23 protein-coding genes are annotated in these 21,982 nt (G+C 45.6%); 12 read left to right on the forward strand and 11 right to left on the reverse strand.

The window, feature by feature from the left end:
• Positions 1–15 precede the first annotated feature (15 nt).
• Together GXP65_RS02485 and arfB are read right to left on the reverse strand one after the other, a co-directional pair.
• Complete coding sequence (locus tag GXP65_RS02485; protein ID WP_162091895.1) at positions 16–1,785, reverse strand: methyl-accepting chemotaxis protein; 1,770 nt, start codon at positions 1,783–1,785, stop codon at positions 16–18.
• Positions 1,786–1,856: 71 nt separating this feature from the next.
• Positions 1,857–2,270 carry an alternative ribosome rescue aminoacyl-tRNA hydrolase ArfB gene (gene arfB / locus GXP65_RS02490; RefSeq protein WP_005433335.1) on the reverse strand — a complete coding sequence of 138 codons (414 nt, stop codon included), beginning with the start codon at positions 2,268–2,270 and terminating at the stop codon, positions 1,857–1,859.
• Between the two features lie 76 nt (positions 2,271–2,346).
• Here arfB and GXP65_RS02495 point away from each other — a divergent pair, with 76 nt between their 5' ends.
• Positions 2,347–2,949, forward strand: coding sequence for a beta-phosphoglucomutase family hydrolase (locus tag GXP65_RS02495; RefSeq protein WP_038889022.1), 603 nt, complete (start codon positions 2,347–2,349; stop codon positions 2,947–2,949).
• A 75-nt stretch (positions 2,950–3,024) separates the two neighbouring features.
• Here GXP65_RS02495 and GXP65_RS02500 read toward each other — a convergent pair whose 3' ends face one another.
• Positions 3,025–3,498 (reverse strand): FKBP-type peptidyl-prolyl cis-trans isomerase, encoded by a 474-nt coding sequence (locus GXP65_RS02500; protein WP_005433323.1) that lies wholly within the window; start codon positions 3,496–3,498, stop codon positions 3,025–3,027.
• Positions 3,499–3,512: 14 nt separating this feature from the next.
• The gene (locus tag GXP65_RS02505; RefSeq protein WP_162091896.1) at positions 3,513–4,145 is read right to left on the reverse strand and encodes a thiol:disulfide interchange protein DsbA/DsbL; all 633 of its coding nucleotides are present in this window, start codon (positions 4,143–4,145) and stop codon (positions 3,513–3,515) included.
• Positions 4,146–4,494: 349 nt separating this feature from the next.
• Here GXP65_RS02505 and GXP65_RS02510 point away from each other — a divergent pair, with 349 nt between their 5' ends.
• The gene (locus GXP65_RS02510; protein WP_162091897.1) at positions 4,495–5,118 is read left to right on the forward strand and encodes an OmpA family protein; all 624 of its coding nucleotides are present in this window, start codon (positions 4,495–4,497) and stop codon (positions 5,116–5,118) included.
• 82 nt (positions 5,119–5,200) lie between these two features.
• Here the strand turns inward: GXP65_RS02510 and GXP65_RS02515 are convergent, their stop codons facing one another.
• The 4 genes from GXP65_RS02515 to GXP65_RS02530 form a co-directional block, all read right to left on the reverse strand.
• Positions 5,201–5,560, reverse strand: a complete 360-nt coding sequence (locus tag GXP65_RS02515; RefSeq protein WP_017819296.1) for a glutaredoxin — start codon at positions 5,558–5,560, stop codon at positions 5,201–5,203.
• Between the two features lie 160 nt (positions 5,561–5,720).
• A complete protein-coding gene (locus GXP65_RS02520; protein ID WP_043883601.1) occupies positions 5,721–6,263 on the reverse strand; it encodes a hypothetical protein in 543 nt (180 codons plus the stop codon).
• Positions 6,250–6,795, reverse strand: a complete 546-nt coding sequence (locus GXP65_RS02525; protein WP_005433408.1) for a YaeQ family protein — start codon at positions 6,793–6,795, stop codon at positions 6,250–6,252. The genes GXP65_RS02520 and GXP65_RS02525 overlap by 14 nt, the downstream gene beginning before the upstream one ends.
• 74 nt (positions 6,796–6,869) lie before the next feature.
• Positions 6,870–7,079 carry a cold-shock protein gene (locus GXP65_RS02530; RefSeq protein ID WP_005433440.1) on the reverse strand — a complete coding sequence of 70 codons (210 nt, stop codon included), beginning with the start codon at positions 7,077–7,079 and terminating at the stop codon, positions 6,870–6,872.
• Between the two features lie 367 nt (positions 7,080–7,446).
• On the opposite strand from GXP65_RS02530, the gene GXP65_RS02535 reads away from it, so the two are divergent.
• On the forward strand, positions 7,447–7,713 hold the full coding sequence (locus GXP65_RS02535) for a ribosome alternative rescue factor ArfA (RefSeq protein ID WP_051117955.1): 267 nt from the start codon (positions 7,447–7,449) through the stop codon (positions 7,711–7,713).
• On the opposite strand, the gene GXP65_RS02540 is transcribed toward GXP65_RS02535, so the two are convergent.
• Complete coding sequence (locus GXP65_RS02540) at positions 7,710–8,873, reverse strand: threonine/serine exporter family protein (RefSeq protein ID WP_005433427.1); 1,164 nt, start codon at positions 8,871–8,873, stop codon at positions 7,710–7,712. The genes GXP65_RS02535 and GXP65_RS02540 overlap by 4 nt on opposite strands.
• A gap of 363 nt (positions 8,874–9,236) precedes the next feature.
• Here GXP65_RS02540 and GXP65_RS02545 point away from each other — a divergent pair, with 363 nt between their 5' ends.
• The 8 genes from GXP65_RS02545 to GXP65_RS02580 all read left to right on the forward strand — a co-directional run bounded on the left by GXP65_RS02545 (position 9,237) and on the right by GXP65_RS02580 (position 18,935).
• Positions 9,237–10,679, forward strand: a complete 1,443-nt coding sequence (locus tag GXP65_RS02545; RefSeq protein ID WP_162091898.1) for a sensor domain-containing diguanylate cyclase — start codon at positions 9,237–9,239, stop codon at positions 10,677–10,679.
• A 117-nt stretch (positions 10,680–10,796) separates the two neighbouring features.
• Positions 10,797–11,543 (forward strand): outer membrane lipoprotein-sorting protein, encoded by a 747-nt coding sequence (locus tag GXP65_RS02550; RefSeq protein WP_162091899.1) that lies wholly within the window; start codon positions 10,797–10,799, stop codon positions 11,541–11,543.
• Between the two features lie 66 nt (positions 11,544–11,609).
• Complete coding sequence (locus GXP65_RS02555) at positions 11,610–12,839, forward strand: FtsX-like permease family protein (protein ID WP_162091900.1); 1,230 nt, start codon at positions 11,610–11,612, stop codon at positions 12,837–12,839.
• Positions 12,829–14,064, forward strand: coding sequence for an FtsX-like permease family protein (locus GXP65_RS02560; RefSeq protein WP_162091901.1), 1,236 nt, complete (start codon positions 12,829–12,831; stop codon positions 14,062–14,064). The genes GXP65_RS02555 and GXP65_RS02560 overlap by 11 nt, the downstream gene beginning before the upstream one ends.
• Positions 14,064–14,777: an ABC transporter ATP-binding protein gene (locus tag GXP65_RS02565; protein ID WP_005433467.1), complete on the forward strand. Its 714-nt coding sequence runs from the start codon at positions 14,064–14,066 to the stop codon at positions 14,775–14,777. The genes GXP65_RS02560 and GXP65_RS02565 overlap by 1 nt, the downstream gene beginning before the upstream one ends.
• The gene (locus GXP65_RS02570; RefSeq protein WP_162091902.1) at positions 14,770–16,029 is read left to right on the forward strand and encodes a hypothetical protein; all 1,260 of its coding nucleotides are present in this window, start codon (positions 14,770–14,772) and stop codon (positions 16,027–16,029) included. The genes GXP65_RS02565 and GXP65_RS02570 overlap by 8 nt, the downstream gene beginning before the upstream one ends.
• A 162-nt stretch (positions 16,030–16,191) precedes the next feature.
• The gene (locus GXP65_RS02575; protein WP_162091903.1) at positions 16,192–18,192 is read left to right on the forward strand and encodes a methyl-accepting chemotaxis protein; all 2,001 of its coding nucleotides are present in this window, start codon (positions 16,192–16,194) and stop codon (positions 18,190–18,192) included.
• 263 nt (positions 18,193–18,455) lie between these two features.
• The gene (locus GXP65_RS02580) at positions 18,456–18,935 is read left to right on the forward strand and encodes a Dps family protein (RefSeq protein ID WP_162091904.1); all 480 of its coding nucleotides are present in this window, start codon (positions 18,456–18,458) and stop codon (positions 18,933–18,935) included.
• 108 nt (positions 18,936–19,043) lie between these two features.
• On the opposite strand, the gene GXP65_RS02585 is transcribed toward GXP65_RS02580, so the two are convergent.
• The gene (locus tag GXP65_RS02585) at positions 19,044–19,658 is read right to left on the reverse strand and encodes an HAD family hydrolase (protein ID WP_005388252.1); all 615 of its coding nucleotides are present in this window, start codon (positions 19,656–19,658) and stop codon (positions 19,044–19,046) included.
• A 125-nt stretch (positions 19,659–19,783) separates the two neighbouring features.
• On the opposite strand from GXP65_RS02585, the gene GXP65_RS02590 reads away from it, so the two are divergent.
• On the forward strand, positions 19,784–20,779 hold the full coding sequence (locus tag GXP65_RS02590) for a S66 peptidase family protein (RefSeq protein ID WP_162091905.1): 996 nt from the start codon (positions 19,784–19,786) through the stop codon (positions 20,777–20,779).
• A 27-nt stretch (positions 20,780–20,806) separates the two neighbouring features.
• Here the strand turns inward: GXP65_RS02590 and GXP65_RS02595 are convergent, their stop codons facing one another.
• Complete coding sequence (locus GXP65_RS02595) at positions 20,807–21,883, reverse strand: PQQ-dependent sugar dehydrogenase (protein ID WP_162091906.1); 1,077 nt, start codon at positions 21,881–21,883, stop codon at positions 20,807–20,809.
• Positions 21,884–21,982: the final 99 nt, after the last annotated feature.

Here is a 21,982-nt window from a genome sequence, read left to right on the forward strand (position 1 = left end):
ATATGCGAACTTGGTTTACGCGCTACGGGTTTTAAATTCAGCGACTGCATCGTCCATGTCATGGGCTTGAGCAGAGACAGAATCGACTTCATGCAGACATTCTTGTGCGGATTGCATGTTGTTTTCAGAAATCACGTTCAGCTCAGTAATCGAGTCGCTGACTTGATTCATCACGATGCCTTGCTCTTCGATGGCAGAAGCGATGCGTTCAGAGTTGCCTTGAATTGCATGCATGTCTGCAATGATCTGCTGAAGGCTTGAATCGAGCTTCTCAGATGCTTGAAGGGTTTGCTGACCTTGGTCGTTACATTGATCGATATCTGATACCACCATCGACATCTGCGATTGAATATCAGACACCACGCGGGTGATTTCTTCTGTCGATTGATGAGTACGGCTGGCTAGTGCGCGTACTTCATCCGCTACCACGGCAAAGCCACGACCTTGTTCGCCCGCACGCGCTGCTTCAATGGCTGCGTTTAGTGCGAGTAGGTTAGTTTGCTCTGCAATGTCTTGGATGATATTCACTGCACCGCCAATCTTTGCAACGTGCTCGTTAAGCGATCCGATTGACTGCTGACTATTCGAAAGAATACCGGTCAACTGGCCGACATTTGAAACTGTCGTCTCGACAACGGTGCGGCCTTGTTCTGCATTGTTTGCGGCTTGGTGAACGCCTTCTACTGCCACAGAGGTACTTTCCGAGATTTCACCAATAGTGGCGACCATTTGCTGAACTGCAGTTGCCATTGATGAAGTATGATCGGCTTGAGCGTGGAATTGCTCCATCACGCCCTCGAGTTCACGATGCATATTATCGGTGCTTGCCGATAGCTGTGCTGACTTCTCTTGCGTGCCGTGAATCAGGTGTTCAAGCTTATCCAGCAGATCGTTTAAGTGATGGCTGATGTCCGCCAGTTCATCTTTACCTGCCAACTCTGAACGCAAGCCCATATTGTTGCTTTCGCTGATATTTTTGATCGTCGCAAGTAGGCTGCTAACACGGGTATTGATTGAGCGTGAAATTTGCAGAATCAAGGCGAAGATAACAACGAAGACGACGGCAGTGATGACTTGTTTCACCTTGGTGTTTTGCGCATTCCGAGCTTCTGCCGCTTGGCTCAACGCAGATGAGAAGGTCTTAAATTGCTCTTCAACTGCGTGTGATAGGGCACGAGTGTCACCCAGTAAACCTTTGTTGTATGCCACACCAATGGTCTGCTTCTGCGTAGCAAGTTGGCGCGCATTGTCGATTAATGAAGGAACATACAAACTTTGTAACAGACCTTCGTTCATTTGCCCGGCTTTGACGCCTTGTGCGAACTTGGTTAACGCCATCAGTTGCTGGTGGTTTGCACTCTGTTCAGCTTCCAACAACGCTTGTTCAAAGCTTGCCAATAGACCGCTGTCGGCATTTAAACCATAGCGCTCGTAAGCGGAAACCAAATTCTGGAACCCTTTTTTATAGGCAAGTAAGTCTTGTTTAAATTGGAGGCTAGAAGGGAGGTCATAATGGTTTAGGATGCCAGACAATTCTTGCTCGGTCCCGACAAACTTATCGACGTTTCCATTGAATTTGTCGAGGTATTTGATGTTGCCGCGTAACAAGAAGTCTTTTTCATTGCGACGTAGATTAAGGAGACGAATTTCGAGATCGCCAACCAATTTAATCGCGTGATTGAGCTCTTGGCTTTGGTTCGCGAAGTGTGACGAGGTACCCAATAGGGTCACAATACCTAAAATGGCAATTACTCCAAGGGAGTAGAGCTTGTGCCTTATAGTCATAGAGTTTGTCCTGAATAGTTGACTAAAGTAAGGAACCCAACAAGGCTCCCAATGGCTAGCTCTGACGTTTGCTAGTACAGCACTTTCTGGCGTTGCTGTTTTTTTGTCGCTTGCTTGTTTTTACTATCAAGCCTGCGACGTTGCGAAGCGCGAGTTGGTTTGGTTTTAATACGCTTCTTTTCTTGTCGGCTTGCAGATTGTATTAACGCTTGTAATCGATTTAGTGCGTCTTCTTTGTTCTGCTCTTGTGTCCGAAACTGTTGCGCTTTAATGATGATCACGCCATCTTTGGATATCCGACTGTCTGAAAGGGCGAGAAGTCGCTCTTTATAGAATTCCGGCAATGTGGAATGACGTACGTCAAAGCGCAAGTGTATCGCGGACGATACCTTATTAACGTTCTGCCCACCATTTCCTTGAGCCCGGATAGGCAATAATTGGATTTCCCAATCTTGAATTGTGACGGAGTTCGAAATTTTGAGCATGATAACTAAATGCCAATAAGGAATGGGATGATGGCTGATAAATTACCATCAGAGATGTACAAATAGAAGAATTGACATGAACACAATAGATTTAAGCCCTTATAAAGGGTTAATTTTCGACATGGATGGCACCTTGATTGATACCATGCCTGCGCATTTGGCGGCGTGGCAAGCAACGGCGGATCGTTTCGACTTCCCTTTCAACCAAGAGTGGTTACACAGCTTAGGTGGCATGCCAAGTTTCAAAATTGTTGGCGAAGTAAATCGTCAGCATGGTTTGTCTCTCGACCCAAAAACCGTTTCTCGCTTCAAAATGGACACGTTTGCTGAGATGGAGCAACACGGTGAAATCATCTCATGCACTAATACCGTTTTGGATGAGCATCTTGGCAACAAGAAGATTGCCGTGGGCACAGGTAGCCAGCGCGACAGCGCACTACGTCTACTAGCAAAAGCCGGCATCCTGAAAAAGCTGAATGCGGTGGTTACGGCTACTGACGTTGAAAACCATAAACCATTCCCAGACACGTTTCTTATGGCTGCAGAACAACTTGGTTTGAGCGCACAAGATTGTGTGGTGTTTGAAGATACTGAGTTAGGTAAGAAAGCTGCGCACGCCGCGGGTATGGATTGTGTGATGGTAGAAGAGAATAAGTTAGTGTTTTATCCGAAAGCGTAATACTTCGGGCCAGAAAATCATACCCAATAAAAAAACGCCGCAATTGATGCGGCGTTTTTTTGTTTTTGCTGAGGATTATTGGATGTCCAATAGTTCCACGTCAAAGATCAGCACGCTTGCTGGTGGGATAGGGCCCGTACCGTTTTTACCGTAGCCAAGTGTACTTGGTACGAATAGGCGAATCTTCTCGCCGACAACCATGTACTGTAGGCCTTCTTGCCAGCCTTTAATTACTTGGTTTAGACCAAACGTGATTGGCTCGCCGCGCTCTACAGAGCTATCGAAAACCGTACCGTCGATCAGTGTGCCATGGTAGTGCACTTTCACTTTGCTGTTTGCAGCTGGGTGCACGTCACCAGTACCTTTTTCAAGCACAAGGTATTGCAGACCGCTCTCAGTGGTAATCACGCCTTCTTTCTTGCTATTTTCTAGCAGAAATTCTTGACCCTTCGAAAAGTTTTCGTCTGCCACTTTGTGGTTCGTCCAAGTGCGGTAGATAAAGAATGCCGCTAGGACAAAAATAATAAGAGGAAACAGAAATTTAGACACAATAGCTCCTTGTCTTATTTTGGTTGTGTTAGCAGATAGTTGATGGTGTCTGCCATTGCTTCAACGGTTTCGTGACCACCTGTGATCACTTGGTACTTACCGTTTACGATGAAGGCAGGCACTGAGTTGATTTGACCACGAGTCGTGATCTGTTCTGCTTTGGTGATGTATTCAAACAGTTTTGCTTGTTGAGCATCGTCTAGCTGATAAGGGCTCACTAGATTACGAGACTCGAATGCTTTCTCTACCGCTGCTTGACGCTCATCAGCAGTCGCCTCTGCCCCAATTTGAACCGCCGCGAATAGTTCTTCCATAAACGCTTTGTCAGGCGTACCGTTCACCTGCATTGCTGCTGTGTAGAAAATGATTGCGCTGATTTGTGCACTCTCATTGAAGGTTACGTGCATTTTCTCGACTTTTTGTTCTGTCAAAGATTCGATTTTTGGCACAAATTGTTCCATGGTACGGCAGTGACCACAGTTCAGAGAAAACACCTCAGTTACAGGAGTCAGGTTGTACTCTGCAAGAGAGACTGGCAACACTTCGTATTGCTTGCCTTGTTGTGGCTGACTATTGCCGTTATCACAAGCCGTTAGGGCAAATACTGCGGCAAAAAGTGCTGCACCTTTAGAAATAGTTTTAAACATGGGTAAAGCTCTAAATAGTAGAATTATTGCTAGTTTATCGGTTAACGGTATCGACGAAAACCATTAATACGGCTTGTTACACTAAAGTGAGACAATCGAAGAAAGTTTAGACAAAACAGAGCAATGACGCAGAAAATAAAGGTGCTGATGCTTGAAAAAGACGAATCTCGTCCACTTCAAAGGCGAGTTGTCATTCACCGAAAGCCGCAGAATTAGAGAAATGAAGGTGCATATGGGATCTTTGGCACGATAGGTGCTTGCTAAATGAAGATAAATAGCAATGGGCACTAAAGTTTGGGCAATTTAAGCCGACACAGTGAACAAGAATTCATTCTACGTTGGTAACGGTATGAAGCATTGGTTTTTAGTTGCATGCGGTTTCTTAGCCGGATGCACCAGCATTAATTCAGATATGGTTCCGGGCGGCAACATGTTAGACACCGCTCCTCGCACTAATTCAGAGCTTAGACATCCAGAGTGGGGTTATGCGAAGTCATACTCTTCTGCCCCTCGTTATGTCGCTCAGGTACCGGGCTCAATGGAAAAAAAGTCACAGGGCGTGATGTCATTGGAGATGTTCTTAAATAGACATCAGATCGCCCATGAAACCATCAGTGGCGAACATCTTATGATACGTTTGAAGGAGCAAGTTCATTTTCAAACTGGCTCTGCAAGGTTATCGGCGCAATCTCAAGACTGGATACAGAGCCTTGGGCATTATCTTGCCGGACGCACTGACGTTGATGTGGTGATTGATGGCCATGCGGACAGCACGGGGGCGGCGAGCTTCAATGATTCGTTGTCTGAGAAACGTGCGCGTGAAGTTGAAAAGCAGCTACTAGCGACTAGCTTGCCACGCCAAAGAGTGTTCTCTCGAGGCTTTGGTGAGTACGTACCGCAGTGTAGTAACGCAACGGCGAGTGGCAAAGCATGTAATCGTCGAGTGGAGTTGATGCTGATTGTCGATCAGTAACCACCATTTTAAGACATTGAGATAAAAGAAAAGAGGCACCGTTTGGTGCCTCTTTTACATCCGCCAATGTTCTTAGGGGGAACTAGGCAAATTCTTTTTCAATGTAAGCGACAATGTCTGAAGATTCGTAAAGCCATTGCGTTTCGCCATCTTTTTCAATGCGAAGGCAAGGGACTTTCACACGACCACCACCTTGCTCTAGTGCTTCACGGTGTACTGGGTCATTTTTCGCATCACGCAACTCAATGTTTACAGATTGACGCTTCATAGCACGACGAACTTTTACGCAGAAAGGACAAGCTTCAAATTGGTAAAGTGCGTAGTTCTTCGCTTTGTCATCAACGCTTTTCTGTGCCTCTGCTGAGCGTTTAACGCCGCGAGGTGAGAAGACTGCGTTGAGAAGTAGAATGATTTTTCCCAAAATCCAGCGGATAAACTTCATAATGATCCCTTGATGTTCAGTGGGTGAGTGTCCTTAGCTTTCATGCAACAACCGACGTGACGAACTCGTTTAACGACGTGACGAACTCGTTTAACGAAAAGAGCCGTTGCATGAGAGGGCGTAGTCTATCAGGTGTTTGGTTTTGACAAAACCATGTTTTTTATGAGGAAAAAAGACGTTTCACCCAACCAAAGAGTCCACTTGCTTTTGCAGGGTTCGCTTCTTTACCGAGATAAAAGCTTTGCATCAAGTCTGTACGGAATGCATCTAAGTCCATACGTTTGATCACCAGCTCATGCTGCAGGGTATTTTGTGTTTGCTCTGCGTGATCATGAGCAAGGCTGAAATCCATATTCAGGTAGCCTTGAGTGTATAGCCATAAGTGCGTGACCAATACTAAGTCTTCGGCAGACTGGTTAGTGAACTTCTCAGCATGCTCTTCGCCCAACGTATCACTGAATACTTGCTGCATTTTGTGAGTGGATGTGGCGTGCTGCTCATACAGCGCACTGGCTTCGATGTGAGACTTAGTCAAAAGCCCGAGTAAATGCAGCGCAGGGGCTGTGTCAGGCTTGTTTTCACATACTCTAATGAACAATGGGGCTTGTTCTTTTACCCAGCGTCGCCTTGCTGCTTTATGCTCGTCAACGAAGGGAATGTTTTTGAACCCCATTTCTTGGATCAGTTCATTAAGAGGCGTCATTACTTTGCAATTCCTTCACCGTCACTTCGACGTGTTGTTCGTTAATATCAACGAAAATAGAGGTGCCGGTAATCATAACAGATAGGCTAGTGCCACGGTCAAGGTGCTGTGAAATCAAATCGATAGCATCGTAATCTAGGCTTGCCACGTCGACAGGAAGCATGCCAAATTTGCCAGCCATCTTGTCCCACCAAACTGACGCTTTGGTGTTGTAGGTGTAGACTTTCACATTCTTAGCCAAACGGGTCGCTTTCTTGATGCGATCTGGCTCTGGCTCACCAATCTCAATCCAATGTGTGATGGATTGATCGTCCTCAACACGCCACAAGTCTGGCTCTTCTGTTGTAGAGAGACCTTTAGTGAACTCGAGATCATCCTGTGCATTCAAGCAGAACGCGAAAATACGAGCCAGCATACGCTGTGGCTTTTCAGAGGGATGAAGGGCGATAGTCAGGTTTTTTGAATCGTAGTAATCGTTGTTCATATCGGAGATAGCGATACGAAACTTGTATATTGTTGGTTTTAGAGCCATGGGAAGTATCAACAAATGAAGGGCAAAAAAATAGCCAGCTAAAAGCTGGCTATCATATCAAAATCTTAAAAGGATTAAACTAGAGTGATTTTCTCAGCTTGTGGACCTTTTTGACCTTGAGTGATTTCGAATTCTACTTTCTGACCTTCAACAAGCGTACGGAAGCCGTCACCTTGGATTGCAGAGAAGTGAGCGAAAACGTCAGGACCGTTTTCTTGTTGGATGAAACCGAAGCCTTTAGTTTCGTTGAACCACTTAACTGTACCAGTAGCTTTGTTAGACATGTCTATTTCCTAAATATCTAATTTTGTGTAAATCTCGCCTAATCGGCGCTTATAGCGTGGAAAAATAAATTGCTATTGCGTACCACAGGACGGGGGAGTTACGAGTAATCCAACGAAATGTGAAAACAAAGAACTTTCTTTCTAGCCGTGTTCGAGTCTAGGTTAATTACGGGTATAGTCAACATATATCGACCTCTCAAGGGCAAATATTTGTATCTAGTCACTTTTTATACGGTGTATTTTTGATGTTTTTTCAAATAAATGACGTTGTTGTGAAGTTTTTGGGAGGCAAAATGAAATTTATTATACAAATTTGACTATTTTCCCTAATTATTGTCCAATCTGGTTCGACCATTAAGGAGGATCTATGGCGAAGAAGAAATCTAATCCTCAGCCGAATGAATTGGTTCAAGATACCGAATTTGGCAGAGGCGAAATTAAAGACAATGCATTGAAAGCCGTTGTCACCAGTCAACTGTTTAGAACTCGAGTTGTAAAAGCGAAAAAAGGCAAAGGCAGCTTCAACCGGAAAGCGAAGCATAGAGGCAAAGAGCCCTATTCAAAGTTCTCACTAATGTGGATTTTGAATAGGGCTTTTTTCTTGTCTGAAGGTTATGGAGATGCGCTGTCCTAGCGTTCGATTTTTGGTGAGTAAATAGAATAGGCTGTGATTTGCCCTGCAACGATCGCCGAGAACATAAACAGCGCAGACAAACCAATGCTTGGGATCGGCAAAATCGATTGCTCAAACACTGATTGGCTCGCACTGACCAATACACGGCTACCCGGAACCAATATGATAATGCCTTGAACAATGTAGATAGAGCCCGTCAGTTCCATCTTTTTCGCAATCCAAGTCCCGTATAGTGTTATCAGTACAGTGGTAACCCAAGTGCCCACAACCCAGCCACTTTCGAAACCAAGATAAAATGGCCCCCACATTCCCAACATTGCCACCGGTAAGCCAAGTAGAATGTCGATAGGGCGGGCATTAAAGATCACCCCAAGGCTGATTGAAATGATGAACAAGCCACTAATGTGCATCCAAATAGGAACTGCATTGGTGTAGGCGATAGATTGCGCTTGACCCCAAATGGCTTCACCGATATTAAGCCCCATGGTAATGCCGACAAACAGTTTGATCAGCGTGAGGGCGCATTGTCCCAATAAACTGGTTCCTGAAACTAAATCGTTGAACGCGAGACACTCCAGCGAGTTAGCGATCGAAAGTCCGGGCACAAACAAAACAATCGTAGCGATGCAGAGCGCCCATACTGGAATAGGCAATCCAGTGCTGGATAGGTAAGCGACAATAATGCCTGTGAACAAAGCCGCGATAAACTCAACTGCAATTGCGCGTCTCGCTCGGCAAACTTGCTGACATCCCCAGACCATAAAGCCGAGAATAAAAGCAAAGCCGACTGCCTCTAGGGTACTGCCAACCAACATTAAGTAAGCGGGTGGAATACCCATGTTTGCCAATGCGATGATCCATGAAGGATATCCCGCAGGTTCAGGGACAGGTTCGCTACTTGGTTGATTGATACGAATAATGGTGTTGGCCAGCAAACTCAAGTTAATGGAAGCTGGTTTCAGGCGTTTGAGTACCACTGCGTTGTTGTCATCAGGAAACTGATAATTGATCGCGGTTGGTGTGGCTTGAATCATCACATCCACGCCATGTTTTTGCGCATAGTGCTGAGTGTATTTCTCTACTTTGTAAGGCGCACAACCACTGCGATGCAAGGTATCGCCAATTTCGACGATTTTGTTAATTCTATATTGAGAAGGCATGGCGAAAGCGAAAATTTCGGGTCACAAAAAAATTGCGCGTAAGTTAACAAAGTGATTCTTATCGAGCGAATAATCATTACTTTTTTGATGTGATTTTGTGGGCTGTGTCAGGTGTTGTTTCGTTTATCGCGGATTTGCATCGAGAACGGTTGGTACTATCGCACTTTCATTCATATGAATGTCATAATAATTCGCGACAAATTAATAAATACTTCTAGCAATAAAGTACCGTTTTTCAGAAGAAGTGTATTAATTTAGATTCATATCAATAAGAGTCTCTTCCCATATCTAAAAGCTCTGCTATATCTTTAGTTCGATTTAAGTCTTAGATAACTCTTTCGGACAGGGTGGCGAGAAGTAGGAATGACTCTCATACGTTATAGTACTTATGTTTGGAAAAACACCACGTTTAGCATTGCCCTATTATTAGTGGGCGTGCTGCATAGTGCTGTGACGTATGGTCATGAGACCCAGAAAGAGACTCTCGTTATCGCTAATTCAAAAGCGTGGAAGCCTTTCTCTTATCTCACACCAGATGGTGAGCCTAAAGGCATCTTAATTGATTTTTGGCGTGAGTATGCCGTTAGAAATGATGTTCATGTTCAGTTTCTTCTGCTTGATTGGGAAGACTCTTTGCTTGCAGTGAAAGAGGGTAGAGCAGACATTCATGCAGGGCTTATATTTTCCGAAGAGCGCAACCAGTACCTGAGTTTTGGCACAGTGATCATGCCTATTGATACCCAACTGTACGTGAACAGCGACCTACTAGGAGTTGACGTGGAATCGGTGCTGAAAGGTGAGTCGGCAATGGAAGTGAGTTTGGTGAAAGGAGGATACGAAGAGACTTTTGTTCGTAAGCGTTATCCCAATGCCGCAATAAAACGGTTTGCGAATAATGATGCATTATTAAAAGCCGTTACCGACAAAAAGATATTCCTGTTTGTTGTCGATACTCAAGTGTCTAATTTCTATATGGCGACGACATCAGATGCAGTGACGTTCCTGCCTGCATTACACCTTTATAGCAAAAGCTTGAGAATCGCGACGGGAGAGGCGAGTTCAGAGTCGATCGAAGCCATCTCCAAGAAATTTGAAACGGTGTTGGAAGCCGACAAAGATCGAATTTTAAGTCGTTGGATCCACGTTAAAACGGTTTATCCCGCCTATCTGGCGCCCCTTGCTGTGTTTGCTCTAATTATCGCGGCTATGTTCCATATCTTTTCACTCAAACGCACGGTGGCTCTGCGCACGCGGCAACTCACTATGGCGAATCAACAGCTTTTTGAGCTCACCCTGACTGACCCTCTCACTAAGCTTTATAATCGACGTCATTTGATTGAGCGTTTAGCGACGTTAAGTAACGTAAGGCGAAACTTGACCGTGATGGTGTTTGATATTGATGACTTCAAATCCATCAATGACCAATTCGGGCATGTGGTTGGCGATCAAGCCATTATCGCTGTTGCGAATACGGCGAGAACAGTGATCGATGAAAGAATGACGTTGGCACGCATTGGTGGTGAAGAGTTCGCTTTGGTGACAGCTTCGCTTTCTGCTGAAGAAGCTGAAGTACTCGCTCGTACAATTTGCACCCAAGTGCATTGCTCACCGGTGACTTTGGATGGACAAACGATTAGCGTGAGTATCAGTTTAGGGTGCGCGTATTATCCAAAATTTGATGAACAACCAAGCCTGCAAGATGCTGATCAACTTATGTATCGTGGGAAAGCCAGCGGTAAAAATCGCGCGGTGTTCCAAATCATCAACAGAAACAAAGTGGAACCATTACTTCGTAAAGCTCAGTAAAACTTTGAGCGAGCTCTCGCTGACCTTCATCCTCTCCTTGCTATACTGATTTGAACTCCCTGTTTTTATTGTCATTTCTGACGCGAATAGTGTTGGATTTGAGTGTCGAGGACGGTTATGCGTACTGCTTTGTTATCTCTATTGTGTTGGTCCATTTCATTTACTGCTGTGGCTGAAAGTGCTTTTGATATCGTGCAAAAGTCAGATCAGGCAATGCGCGGCGATTCCAGTTATACCGAATCCACTATGGAGATCATTCGTCCTGATTGGACTCGGTCGATGACCATGAAGAGTTGGACCAGAGGAACGGATTTGTCTTTGGTGTTAGTTACGGCGCCAGCCAAAGATAAGGGCAGCGCTTCTCTAAAACGACAAAGAGAAATGTGGAATTGGGTGCCGAGCATTGAACGCGTCATCAAAATTGCACCATCTATGTTGAGCCAATCGTGGATGGGCTCTGACTTCACCAACGATGATTTGATCAACCAGTCTTCTATCGTGGTCGATTATCAGCATCAACTAAAAGGTGAGGAGGTGTTTGATGGCGACAAGGTTTGGGTGATAGACGCCGTCGCAAAGCCAGATGCTCCGGTAGTGTGGAGTAAAGTAACTCTATGGATTTCTAAGTCGACGTATCTGCAGCGCAAAGTGGAATTCTACGACGAGTTTGATGAGCGAGTGAACGTGATGACGACTTATGACGTGAAAGAGCTCGGCGGTAGAAAATTAGCGACCAGAATGGAAATGCAGCCGCTTGATAAGCTAGACAATAAAACCGTACTTATCACCCACCAAGCACAGTTTGATTTCGATATCGATGACAGCTTTTTCTCTCAGCAACAGATGAAATCGCTGCGCGACTGAGTTTGGGTAAATGAACGGCTAAAAGAAGAAACGGATAATCAAACATCAACGGAAGGAAACGAATCAATGCTTGTGAAACTGGCTTGGCGAAACCTCTGGCGACAAAAGCGCAGGACACTACTGACGGCGTCTGCGTTGGCATTGGTGTTGTTTCTTTCGCTTATTACACGAGCGTTTCAAGAAGGCAGTTACACGTCCAATATCAAAAATGCCGCCAAGTTTTATACGGGTCTGATTCAACTGCAAAACCCTGAGTTCGGTGACTCTTTTAGCATTGATGATGTTTTGCCGCAAACCAACACCTTCGTTTCGGCGGCGAAAAACAATCCCAATATTGATGTGGTATTACCTCGGGTGGAGTCTTTTGCTCTAGCCGCAAAAGACGAACGCTCAAAAGGCGTGATGGTACTAGGCGTTGAGCCTGAAGCTGAAGATCAGTACTCCAATATCAGCGACAAATTGATTGAGGGAAGCTACATCCAATCAGGGCAAAAATCAGTGCTAGTCGGTGGTGGTTTAGCCAATTATTTGCAACTCAAGGTTGGTGATGAACTGGTGCTATATGGTGTAGGTTATCGAGGACAAACTGCGGCAGGTTTGTATCAAATTTCGGGCATTCTTCATTTTCCTTTGCAGCAGCTTGATTCTCAGTTGGTGTACATGCCGCTCGATACTGCGCAAAACCTGTATTCATTGGATGGCCAAGTTACCGCATGGGTTTTGAATACTGAGAGTCTAAGAGACTTACCTGATACCGTTGAACAACTTAAAGCCGAGTATGGCAAAAATGTCGCTGTGAAGGATTGGAAAGAGTTGTCGCCAGAAATGGCACAGCAAATCGCCTTAGATAAAGCGGGCGGTATTTTCTTGATTTACATTCTCTACGGCATTGTTGGTTTTGGCTTGTTCGCGACAATCTTAATGACGACATTGGAACGCCAACGTGAGTTTGCTGTTATGTTAGCAACCGGAATGCTGCGCTCCAAGCTCGTCCTTCTGCTCACGATAGAGTCTCTGTTTATGTCCGTCATTGGCATCATTCTTGGGCTTATCGTGAGTGCTCCTGTGTTGGGGTATTTCTATTTTAATCCAATCGAAATTACCGGCGATGCTGCCAAGTTGATGCGCGAAAGTGGTTTTGAACCTATTGTGCCTGTTTCGCTCGACCCACACTTACTGCTCAATCAAATCGCCGTCGTGCTGTTCATTCTCTTGTTGTGTTTACTTTACCCAATGATTCGTATGCTTCGAATGCCTATTGCGGCAGGGTTAAAAGGAGGTGCTCATGCTGGTTAAGTTGGCGTGGCGTAACTTGTGGCGCAACAAGTTGAGAACCTCAATCATGCTCGGTGCCATGGTATTTGGCTTGATGGGCGTAGTTGCCATGATGGGGTTTATGAATGGCTTGGTCGATAGCATGATCAAGAACGCTATCTCATGGCAAACCAGTCACTTTCAGATCCAGCAAAAGTCCTACTTGGTCAATCCTGAGCTAAAAGATGTGATTCCCGATGCGAATAAGATAGGCAAAGTGTTATCGGCTAATCGAGAAGTGAAAGCCATTTCTGAGCGATTTCTGGCAGATGGCATGATAGCGTCGGCGCGCAGCACACGTGGTATTCGCATCAACGGCGTTAATATCGAGCAAGAGCAAAACATCACGCCACTCTCACAACACATTGTCGACGGAGAATGGCTGAGCGAAGAAGGCAGAAATCCGATTTTAGTATCGAGCAAAATAGCCGAACGATTGAAGCTACGAGTCGGCTCCAAAGTCGTACTTACTTTGTCTGATGTGAATGGGGAAGTCGCAGGCGCGGCATTTCGTGTTCGAGGTATATTCAAAACACCATCGACAGGGTTTGATGACGGTAATGTCTACGCCCGCAAAGCAGATCTTGAAAAGGTCGCGGGGCTGAGTGGCACACACGAAATCGCGATACTCCTTACTTCTAATAACGATACTGAGCTCAAGCAACTACTGGCGTTCACTCATTCTATTTTGCCGCCGGAAACTAAAGACTTGCTCAGTGTGAGACCTTGGCAAGAGATCCAACCTTTGCTCTCGACCATGATGAGCACAATGGATGTTTCCAACCAAGTGATGCTGGTGGTGTTTGTGCTGGCGATGACCCTTGGCATCATCAATATCATGCTGATGTCGGTGTTTGAACGCACGCGAGAGTTCGGTGTGTTAATGGCTGTCGGGATGCAAAAACACAAGATACGCTTGTTGATCGTTTTTGAAACCTTGTTCCTCGGATTAAGCGGTTGTGCGCTTGGGTTGCTCGGGAGTGCAATTATGCTCAAGGTGCTGAGTGTTACTGGATTGTCGCTGGCTGGTATGGCGGAAGGGTTAGGGGCTTATGGCGTGGATACCTTGCTTTATCCACGGGTATCAATAACGGAATATCAAATGATCATTGTCGCGATTTTTGTTGCCAGCCTTATCGCAGCCCTGTATCCCGCGCGACAAATTTTGAAGCATCGACCTGTGGATGCCATGGCGGAGAAAAGCTAATGACCATCAAACTAGAAAACCTAACTAAGATTTACAACGCCGATGGTGATTTCCCTGTGCACGCAGTGCAGTCGGTAGACTTGGAGATTAAGCAGGGTGAGTTCGTTGCGATCATGGGGCCATCTGGTTCGGGTAAAACGACGTTGCTGAACATGATTGGCGGTATTGATGCCCCAAGCTCTGGCAAAGTGGAAATCGACGGTTGTATGATTTCATCGATGTCAGAAAAAGAACTGATTGCCTATCGTCGCGATAATATAGGCTTCATCTTCCAAGACTACAGTTTGTTACCTGTGTTAACCGCGCTTGAGAATGTGGAATTCGTCATGCAGCTGCAAGGTAAAACCGAGCGAGAATGCCGTGAACGTGCGACGTCCTTGCTTGAACAAGTGGGGTTAGCGGAACAAATGAATAAGGTGCCAGGCAAAATGTCCGGCGGGCAGCAGCAGCGCGTTGCGGTTGCTCGTGCTTTAGCGCCGAAGCCTCGTTTTGTCATGGCGGACGAACCTACTGCCAATCTAGACGCCAAAAGCACCGCGGAGCTGCTCGACATTATGGAGCAACTGAGTGAACAAGAAGGAACGACGTTTATCTTCTCGACTCACGATCCGCGAGTGATAAAACGTGCACACCGAATTATCGTGTTTGAAGACGGTCGTTTAGCGCGTGATTTCAGTAATATCGATAATCGCGCAGAGAGGTCGCATGCATAGAGCTGTTTCCCATTTGTCTGCGATTTGTACCAACGCTCTCCGATTACATACTTACTTGCCAAGAACGAACACAAGTGCAGTGTTTATCAAGGCGTTAAGTCTTTCTCTGCTTAGCCTTCAGGCTGGTGGCGCCTTTTCTGCGGTTCCCGGATTAGAGCCACAAAAGTCATGGGATTTGGATGGTTACATCAAATACATGGCAACCTACAGTATTCCTGATGGCGCTGATAATACGTTTGATAACCTAATACACAATCGACTTAACTTTGAATACCGTTTTTCTTCTAGTTGGCGTGTGAATGTTGGGCTACGAAATCGAGTACTCTGGGGCGATTCTAACGACTTTCCTGGCTATGCCGATTTGGTTGCGTTGGATTCTGGTTACATGGATTTAAGCAAAAACTGGCATGAAGATGATGTGGTCATCAACAGTCAGCTTGATCGTTTGTATCTCACTTGGCAGCAAGATGACTGGGGAGCGCAACTAGGGCGCTTCCGTATTAACTGGTCGATGAATACGATATGGAATCCAAACGATATCTACAATGCGTATTCGATTTACGATTTTGATTATGAAGAACGGGCAGGCACGGATGCCGTCATGTTGAGCAGGAAGCTGGGTTTTGCCGATGGGGTCGATTTGGTGTTTTCGCCTGCTCGTGAATCTGGGCAAAACAGTGCCTCACTGCGTTATTTCGCCAATCAATCGGGATGGGATTACCAGTTTATCGCAGGCCGAGCTCGGATGGATTACGTACTCGGCGCTGGTTTTGCAACGGATGTGTTTGATGCGGGTTTTCGAGGAGAACTCACGTGGTTTGATCCCATTGATCCAGAATTTGAAGGTAAACCGACCAAAAAGGCCGCGGTTGCCAGTTTTGAATCGGATTACAGCTTTGGCGGAGAACGCAGTTGGATGGGGCGCGCAGCGTGGTTATTTATCTCAGAACCGCAAGATGCATCGAACGCATTGGCGTATTTGAACCTTCCTCTCGATGCAAAAACATTGAGCTTTACACGAAATACATGGTATGCCGATATGAGCTTTGATTTAACGCCTTTAAATCGTGTCACGCTCTCGGCCAGCTACTACGATGACCATTCCTATTTCCTTGGTATGTCGAGTAACTACTCCCTCGCTAATGACTGGCAATTACTTACAGTAATCCAAAGCTTTAACGGCAGCAGTGGTAGCTTGTTTGGCGAAGCGCCTGCGACTCTGTTGTTTGCGAACGTAAAGTACAGCTTTTGATGCTGACTGTTCCTTTATCAGTAAAATAAATCGCCAATAGGTTCCCCAATTTTTACGATAAGCACCCGCATACATTCTTTTTTGTTTAACTTGTGATACATATATTTAACATTCCTATTAATCTCGTTATATTTAGGGCTCATCGTTGTCAGGAGTTTATGGATGAACCTTACGATATCAGGGAAGTTGCAGCTCAGTTTTGTGCTGCTAGCCGTACTTTTTATGGCATCAGCGGTATTCACGTATCGCAACGTCACCACCGTAGAGCAATACGCCTCTTCGCTACTTAAATCCGATTTACCGACCGTAGACACTAGTCGCGGTATCCAACAGTCCGTTCAAGCGTCGCTGTCCTCTATTCGAGCCTACATGTTGCTAGGTGGCGATGAAGAGGCGAGCGCACGTCTAAGTGAGGACGTACGCAATATCATGGCGTCAACAGACGAGTCGCTTCCGACGTTGCAGGCTTTGATCTCTGAACAGGATTTTCAAGCGATTCAAAGTCAGTGGGACGCGGTAAAAGTCTCTTTAAACAAGTTGATTGAACTCAGCCACAGTGACGAGAACTTGCCCGCGCACAACCTCTTTATTAACGAAGCGGCACCCATTGCAGAAGTGGCACTTGATCAGCTTCAAAGCTTAATCAATGAAGAGTCAGGAAACCCATTTGGTGGAGACAGAAAACGTCTGTTTAAAGTCTATGCCGACAGTTATACCTCCCTCGCCAATGCACTGTCTGCTTTGCGAGATTTCCTGTTGTACGGCCAGCAAGATCATCTGGACAAATACCACGACTTGATTAAGTACCACAATCAGTCTGTCGCGGAAATCGACAGTAAACTCGACAGACTAACTGATAACGACCAATCATTGTGGTCACTGTTTAAGGAAATGCAGCAACTGTACTTTCCTTTAGCAGAGCAGGTAATTGCATTGCGTCAATCGCCAGAGTGGAACGAATCAAACCTGTTAATGGCGAATGAACTGTTGCCAGCAGCGGATGCCCTAGACCAAAGTTTAGAAACGATCGTATTGGCTCAGCAAAGTCGTGCTGATCAAAGCGGGCAGGGCATTAATCAGTCAATCAAGAACGTACTCACCACCATGTTGATTGCAGCGGCATTGGTTTTGTTTGCCGCAGTAGCGATTTCAAAATACATGGGCAATACCATTGGTCGCCGAGTGAAAAACTTATCGGAGCGAGCCAAGACGATCGCTTCAGGGGACGTTTCTCAGCCTCCGCTCACTGTTGTTGGGAAAGATGAATTGGCAGACCTTACCGATTCGATTAACCGCATGAACCAATCGTTAGCGAGCATCGTGGCAGGGGTGAGTGAAAAAGCGCACCAAGTGGATACCAGTATGGGGGCTTTGTTGGAATCGGCGCAAGTCACCTCATCGAATGTGGAACAGCAACAGACCAGCATTGTTGAAATGGGAAGCCAATTGAATGAAATCGCTTTAGCCGCGCGTAACACTCTAGATCAAGCCAATCAATCAGTGCAGAAGCTTTCTGATTCAAAAGGCGAGATTGAACAAGGTCGTGATGCTTTAGAGCAAAACAAAGTCACCATGGAAAGCTTGCATGGCAGCATTGAAACCGCGAGCACGCAAGTAACACAGTTAAGCCAAGAGAGCGAAGCTATTGGTCGGGTTACTGAAGTGATTGAAGGCTTAGCAGAGCAAACCAACTTACTGGCATTGAATGCGGCGATAGAAGCGGCGCGTGCAGGTGATCAAGGTAGAGGCTTTGCAGTTGTGGCGGACGAAGTACGTATGCTGGCGACTCGCACTACTCAATCGACGACAGAAATCAACGGCATCATCAATGCGATTCAACGTTCGACTAATTCAGTGGTTGAGGAAATTGAACACAGCCAATCACTTGCAGAGCAGGGTGCAGAGCACATTGAAAAAGCGGTCACTCGTTTGCTCGCTACTACTGAGCAAATCGGTTCTTTGAATGAGCAAATGGCAGAACTTGCGGCAGCGGCAGAACAGCAATCTCATGCGACCAATTCGATCACTGGATTGATGTCCGATATAACTCAATCAGTGGATGAGGTTTCGAATAACAGCCAACGTGCATCAGAGACGTCATTGCAAGTAAAAGAACAAGTTACTGAGCTGAATCAACAGATGGCAACTTTCAAGACCGCATAAACTTTATCTAGAAAAGTAAAAGCCCAGTATCTTGCAATAAGATACTGGGCTTTTTGTTGGATGATACGCCGGTATTCGTCTACTTGCTCATTGGATTTGGCTATTTAAATCATAGCTAAAACCAAATTTTCTTCACCGAGCCGGAGTCGTAATATGACTCCATCGGCAGCAAATACTGCAAAAGAATTTTTAAACTTTATACCAATCCCAGTAAGAGAATCGTTTGTTACTACGATTGGTATCATCCTTCTAGGAGCAAGATTATGAACAAACAAGTAAGCCTAATTGGTCTAGACAGCGAACAATCAGCACAACTAGCTCAACAGCTAAATCAACTGTTAGCGCATTACCAAGTGTTGTATATGAACTCTCGCGGTTACCACTGGAACATCAAAGGTCAGCAATTCTTCGAACTGCACGTAAAATTTGAAGAGATCTACACGGATCTACAAACAAAAATCGACGAGCTTGCAGAGCGTATTCTAACTTTGGGTCATACGCCAGCGCACGCATTCAGCAATTACTTGGAAGCAAGTGAAATTAAAGAACATCAAAACGCGACTTCTGGTGAGGAGTGTGTACAAGGTCTGGTTCAAGGCTTTAGCGTTCTACTTCTAAAACAGCGTGAGATTCTACAAAACGCGGGTGAAGCAGATGACGAAGGTACAGCGGCATTGATGGGTGACTACATCCGTGAGCAAGAAAAATTAATGTGGATGCTTAACGCTTACCTACAAAGCTAAGCGACGCATCACTCAAGCAATCCTTGGGAACGCATGAAACAATCGGGAATAAGTCATAAGGGGCACGTTGGTGCCCCTTTTTTTGTTTGCGTATTTTATATGTGTGCTTTATTTGCGTGGTAAGGATTCGAAACGGCTCAATAAATCACTGAGTTCATTAAGCGCCAACGAGGCTGAGTCATTGAAAGTTTCTTGATTACCATGATGCACAAGACAAGAGGGCATCTGAGCGTTATACGCTGCCTGTAAGTCGTAAAGGTAATCGCCGACATAAAGCACTTCATCAGGCATCAAACGCCACTCTTTCGCCAATACCTGCAAAGACAATGGGTCTGGCTTGGGCGGGAAGCATTCACGAGTGATGACTCGTTCCACTGAGATTTGGTTGTGCTCTAGTTTACGCTGCGTGGCGATTTGACAGTTGCGCGTCACGATAGCGGTTTTGATTTCATTTTGATGCAAGTGGGCGAGCAACTCATGGCAGCCAATCATTGGAGCAGACTGCTCAGCATCAGAAATCTCGTAATCAAATATCACGTTATGAGCGTGCTCTCTATGGTGAGGATGCTCAAGTGCGTCGACAAAATCCAATAGATCTTCACTCTGCGGACAACCTAGCTGTTGTCGCAATTCGCCGAAGTTCATATCAGAACTCACCAAGGTGTTGTCTAAATCAAACACCACGGCTTTAATTTTATCGAGCTGTAAAGGGAATGGAATCATAATGACCTCGTACAACTTAACCGAACTATCGTTTTAAAAAACAAAAGGTTATTGTTAAGTTTAGATTCTTCTGCTTAGATTGTACGAAAATAAATCAACCATGTATCACAAAACAAGGACGAGCCATGATCATTCCTAAACCATTACAAAAAGGCGACACCATCGGCTTTTTCTCTCCGTCATCTCCAGCCACGGTATTTGCTCCAGAACGTTTTGAGCGCGCTAAAGCGTATGTGGAAGCACATGGTTACCAGGTAAAAGCAGGCTGCTTAACGGGTAAAACTGACCAATATCGCTCGGGTTCGATTCAAGAGCGAGTAGAAGAATTGAATACGCTGATTCGTGATCCCGAAGTGCGCTGTATTATGTCTACCATTGGTGGTTATAACAGTAACTCATTGCTACCTTACATTGATTACGAGGCGCTGAAGCAAGATCCCAAGATCATTGTTGGTTATTCGGATGTGACGGCTCTGCTCATGGGCATTTACGCACAAACCGGCATTGTTACTTTCTATGGTCCTGCTTTGGTGGCATCTCTGGGTGAATTCCCGCCACTGGTGGACGAGACCTTCGCTTCGTTCGAATCGATAGTGAATACATTAGTTGGCTTGGAGCATCAATACACAATGCCACAAGGTTGGACGGATGAATGGATAGAGTGGGGTGAGCAAGACCGCGCAAAGCAAACCTTGCAAAACCATTGGCATTTCAAAGGCGAAGGCAAGATCACTGGGCGTTTGATTGGTGGCAACCTTAATACCATGACAGGCATCTGGGCAAGTGAGTTTATGCCGAGTATCGAACAAGGCGATATCTTGCTGGTGGAAGATTGTTTGCAGGGCATTGAAACGGTCGAACGCTCTTTTGCGTTGCTTAAGCTTTCTGGTGTGTTTGATAAAGTCAGTGCGGTTGTTCTTGGCAAGCATGAAAAGTTCAACGATAAAGGCACAGGACGAGCACCTATAGACGTGTTGCTAGAAGTGCTTAACGGTCAACCACTACCGATTTTGTATGACTTTGATAGCTGCCATACTCACCCAATGCTCACCGTTCCATTGGGATCGACCATGACGCTCGATTTTGACAATGAAACGGTAGCAGTGAGTTTAAAGAGCTAGCTTTTTTGACTAGTTCGTCTGAGAAAACTAGTTCTCCTCAAGACGAAAGATTTTGCCACTGTCGGTGGAAAAGTAGATATAACCATCGGGGCTGATGGTTATATCTCTTACTCGCTCACCAAGATTCTCCATCAATCTTTTTGATTCGGTGAGCTTGCCATTCTCAATAGAAACCACGTTGATGTGCGCCAGTTTTAATGCACCGGCGAGGATTTTTCCGTCCAGCTCTGGGTATTTATTGCCACGGTACAAAATCATATTACTGGGTGCGATAGAAGGGATGTAAACCAGCTTGGGATCTTCCATTCCGGGAAGCGATTTGGCTTCCCCGACGTCCAATGGTCCCCAATATTCTTTGCCATGAGAGACTTTTGCCCAGCCGTAGTTCGCGCCTTTCTTGATTAGGTTTATTTCATCGCCGCCGCGTGGTCCATGCTCAATCGACCACAGCTGTTTTGTTGCTTCATCGTAAAACATACCTTGTGGGTTGCGGTGCCCGTAACTCCATATCTCAGGATGAGCTTCGGAAGGTTTGAATGGGTTGTCTTGTGGAACCGAACCATCAAGGTTGAGACGAAGAATACTGCCAGCATGGGTTTGAGTGTCTTGCCCATTATCACGTTCGCCACGGTCACCGATTGAGAAGTAAACTTTGTCGTCAATAAATGAAATTCGACTGCCGTAGTGACGCCCTGTGTCTGTGATGGCATCAGCAACAAAGATATCTTTCCATCCCACAAGCTGATTGTTTTGCAATTGCGCCGTCGCTAAGGCCACCGTATTGCCGTTGCTTGTCCGCTTGCTGTAGGTAAAGAAGAGCTGCGGGTTTTGCTTATCGGCATTCGGTGCGAGTGCGACATCCAATAAGCCAGCTTGTCCGCTGGTGTTCACATCGGGGACGTTAAACAGCTTTTGAGGTTTGCCTGTGGTGATATCCAGCAACGAAACCGTACCGTTCTTTTCATTGACGACAACGCGTTGGTTATCTAAGAACTCGATCCCCCAAGGGATCTGAAATCCATTCGCCACCTCTTTGGCATGGTACTCAGCAGCGTTGGCAGAAAAGGATAAACAAGCGAGTAGGGCAGCAGCAATCGTTCTCATGGTTCCTTCCAATATGAATCGTATTATTGCTTAAAAGCTAACACTAAAAGAGAACGTTTGGCAGAGCATGAGTAGTATCAGAATGTAAAAAATCCCCGA

Origin of the sequence: Vibrio sp. LB10LO1, assembly GCF_010092875.1 — a bacterium.
GTDB lineage: Bacteria > Pseudomonadota > Gammaproteobacteria > Enterobacterales > Vibrionaceae > Vibrio > Vibrio campbellii.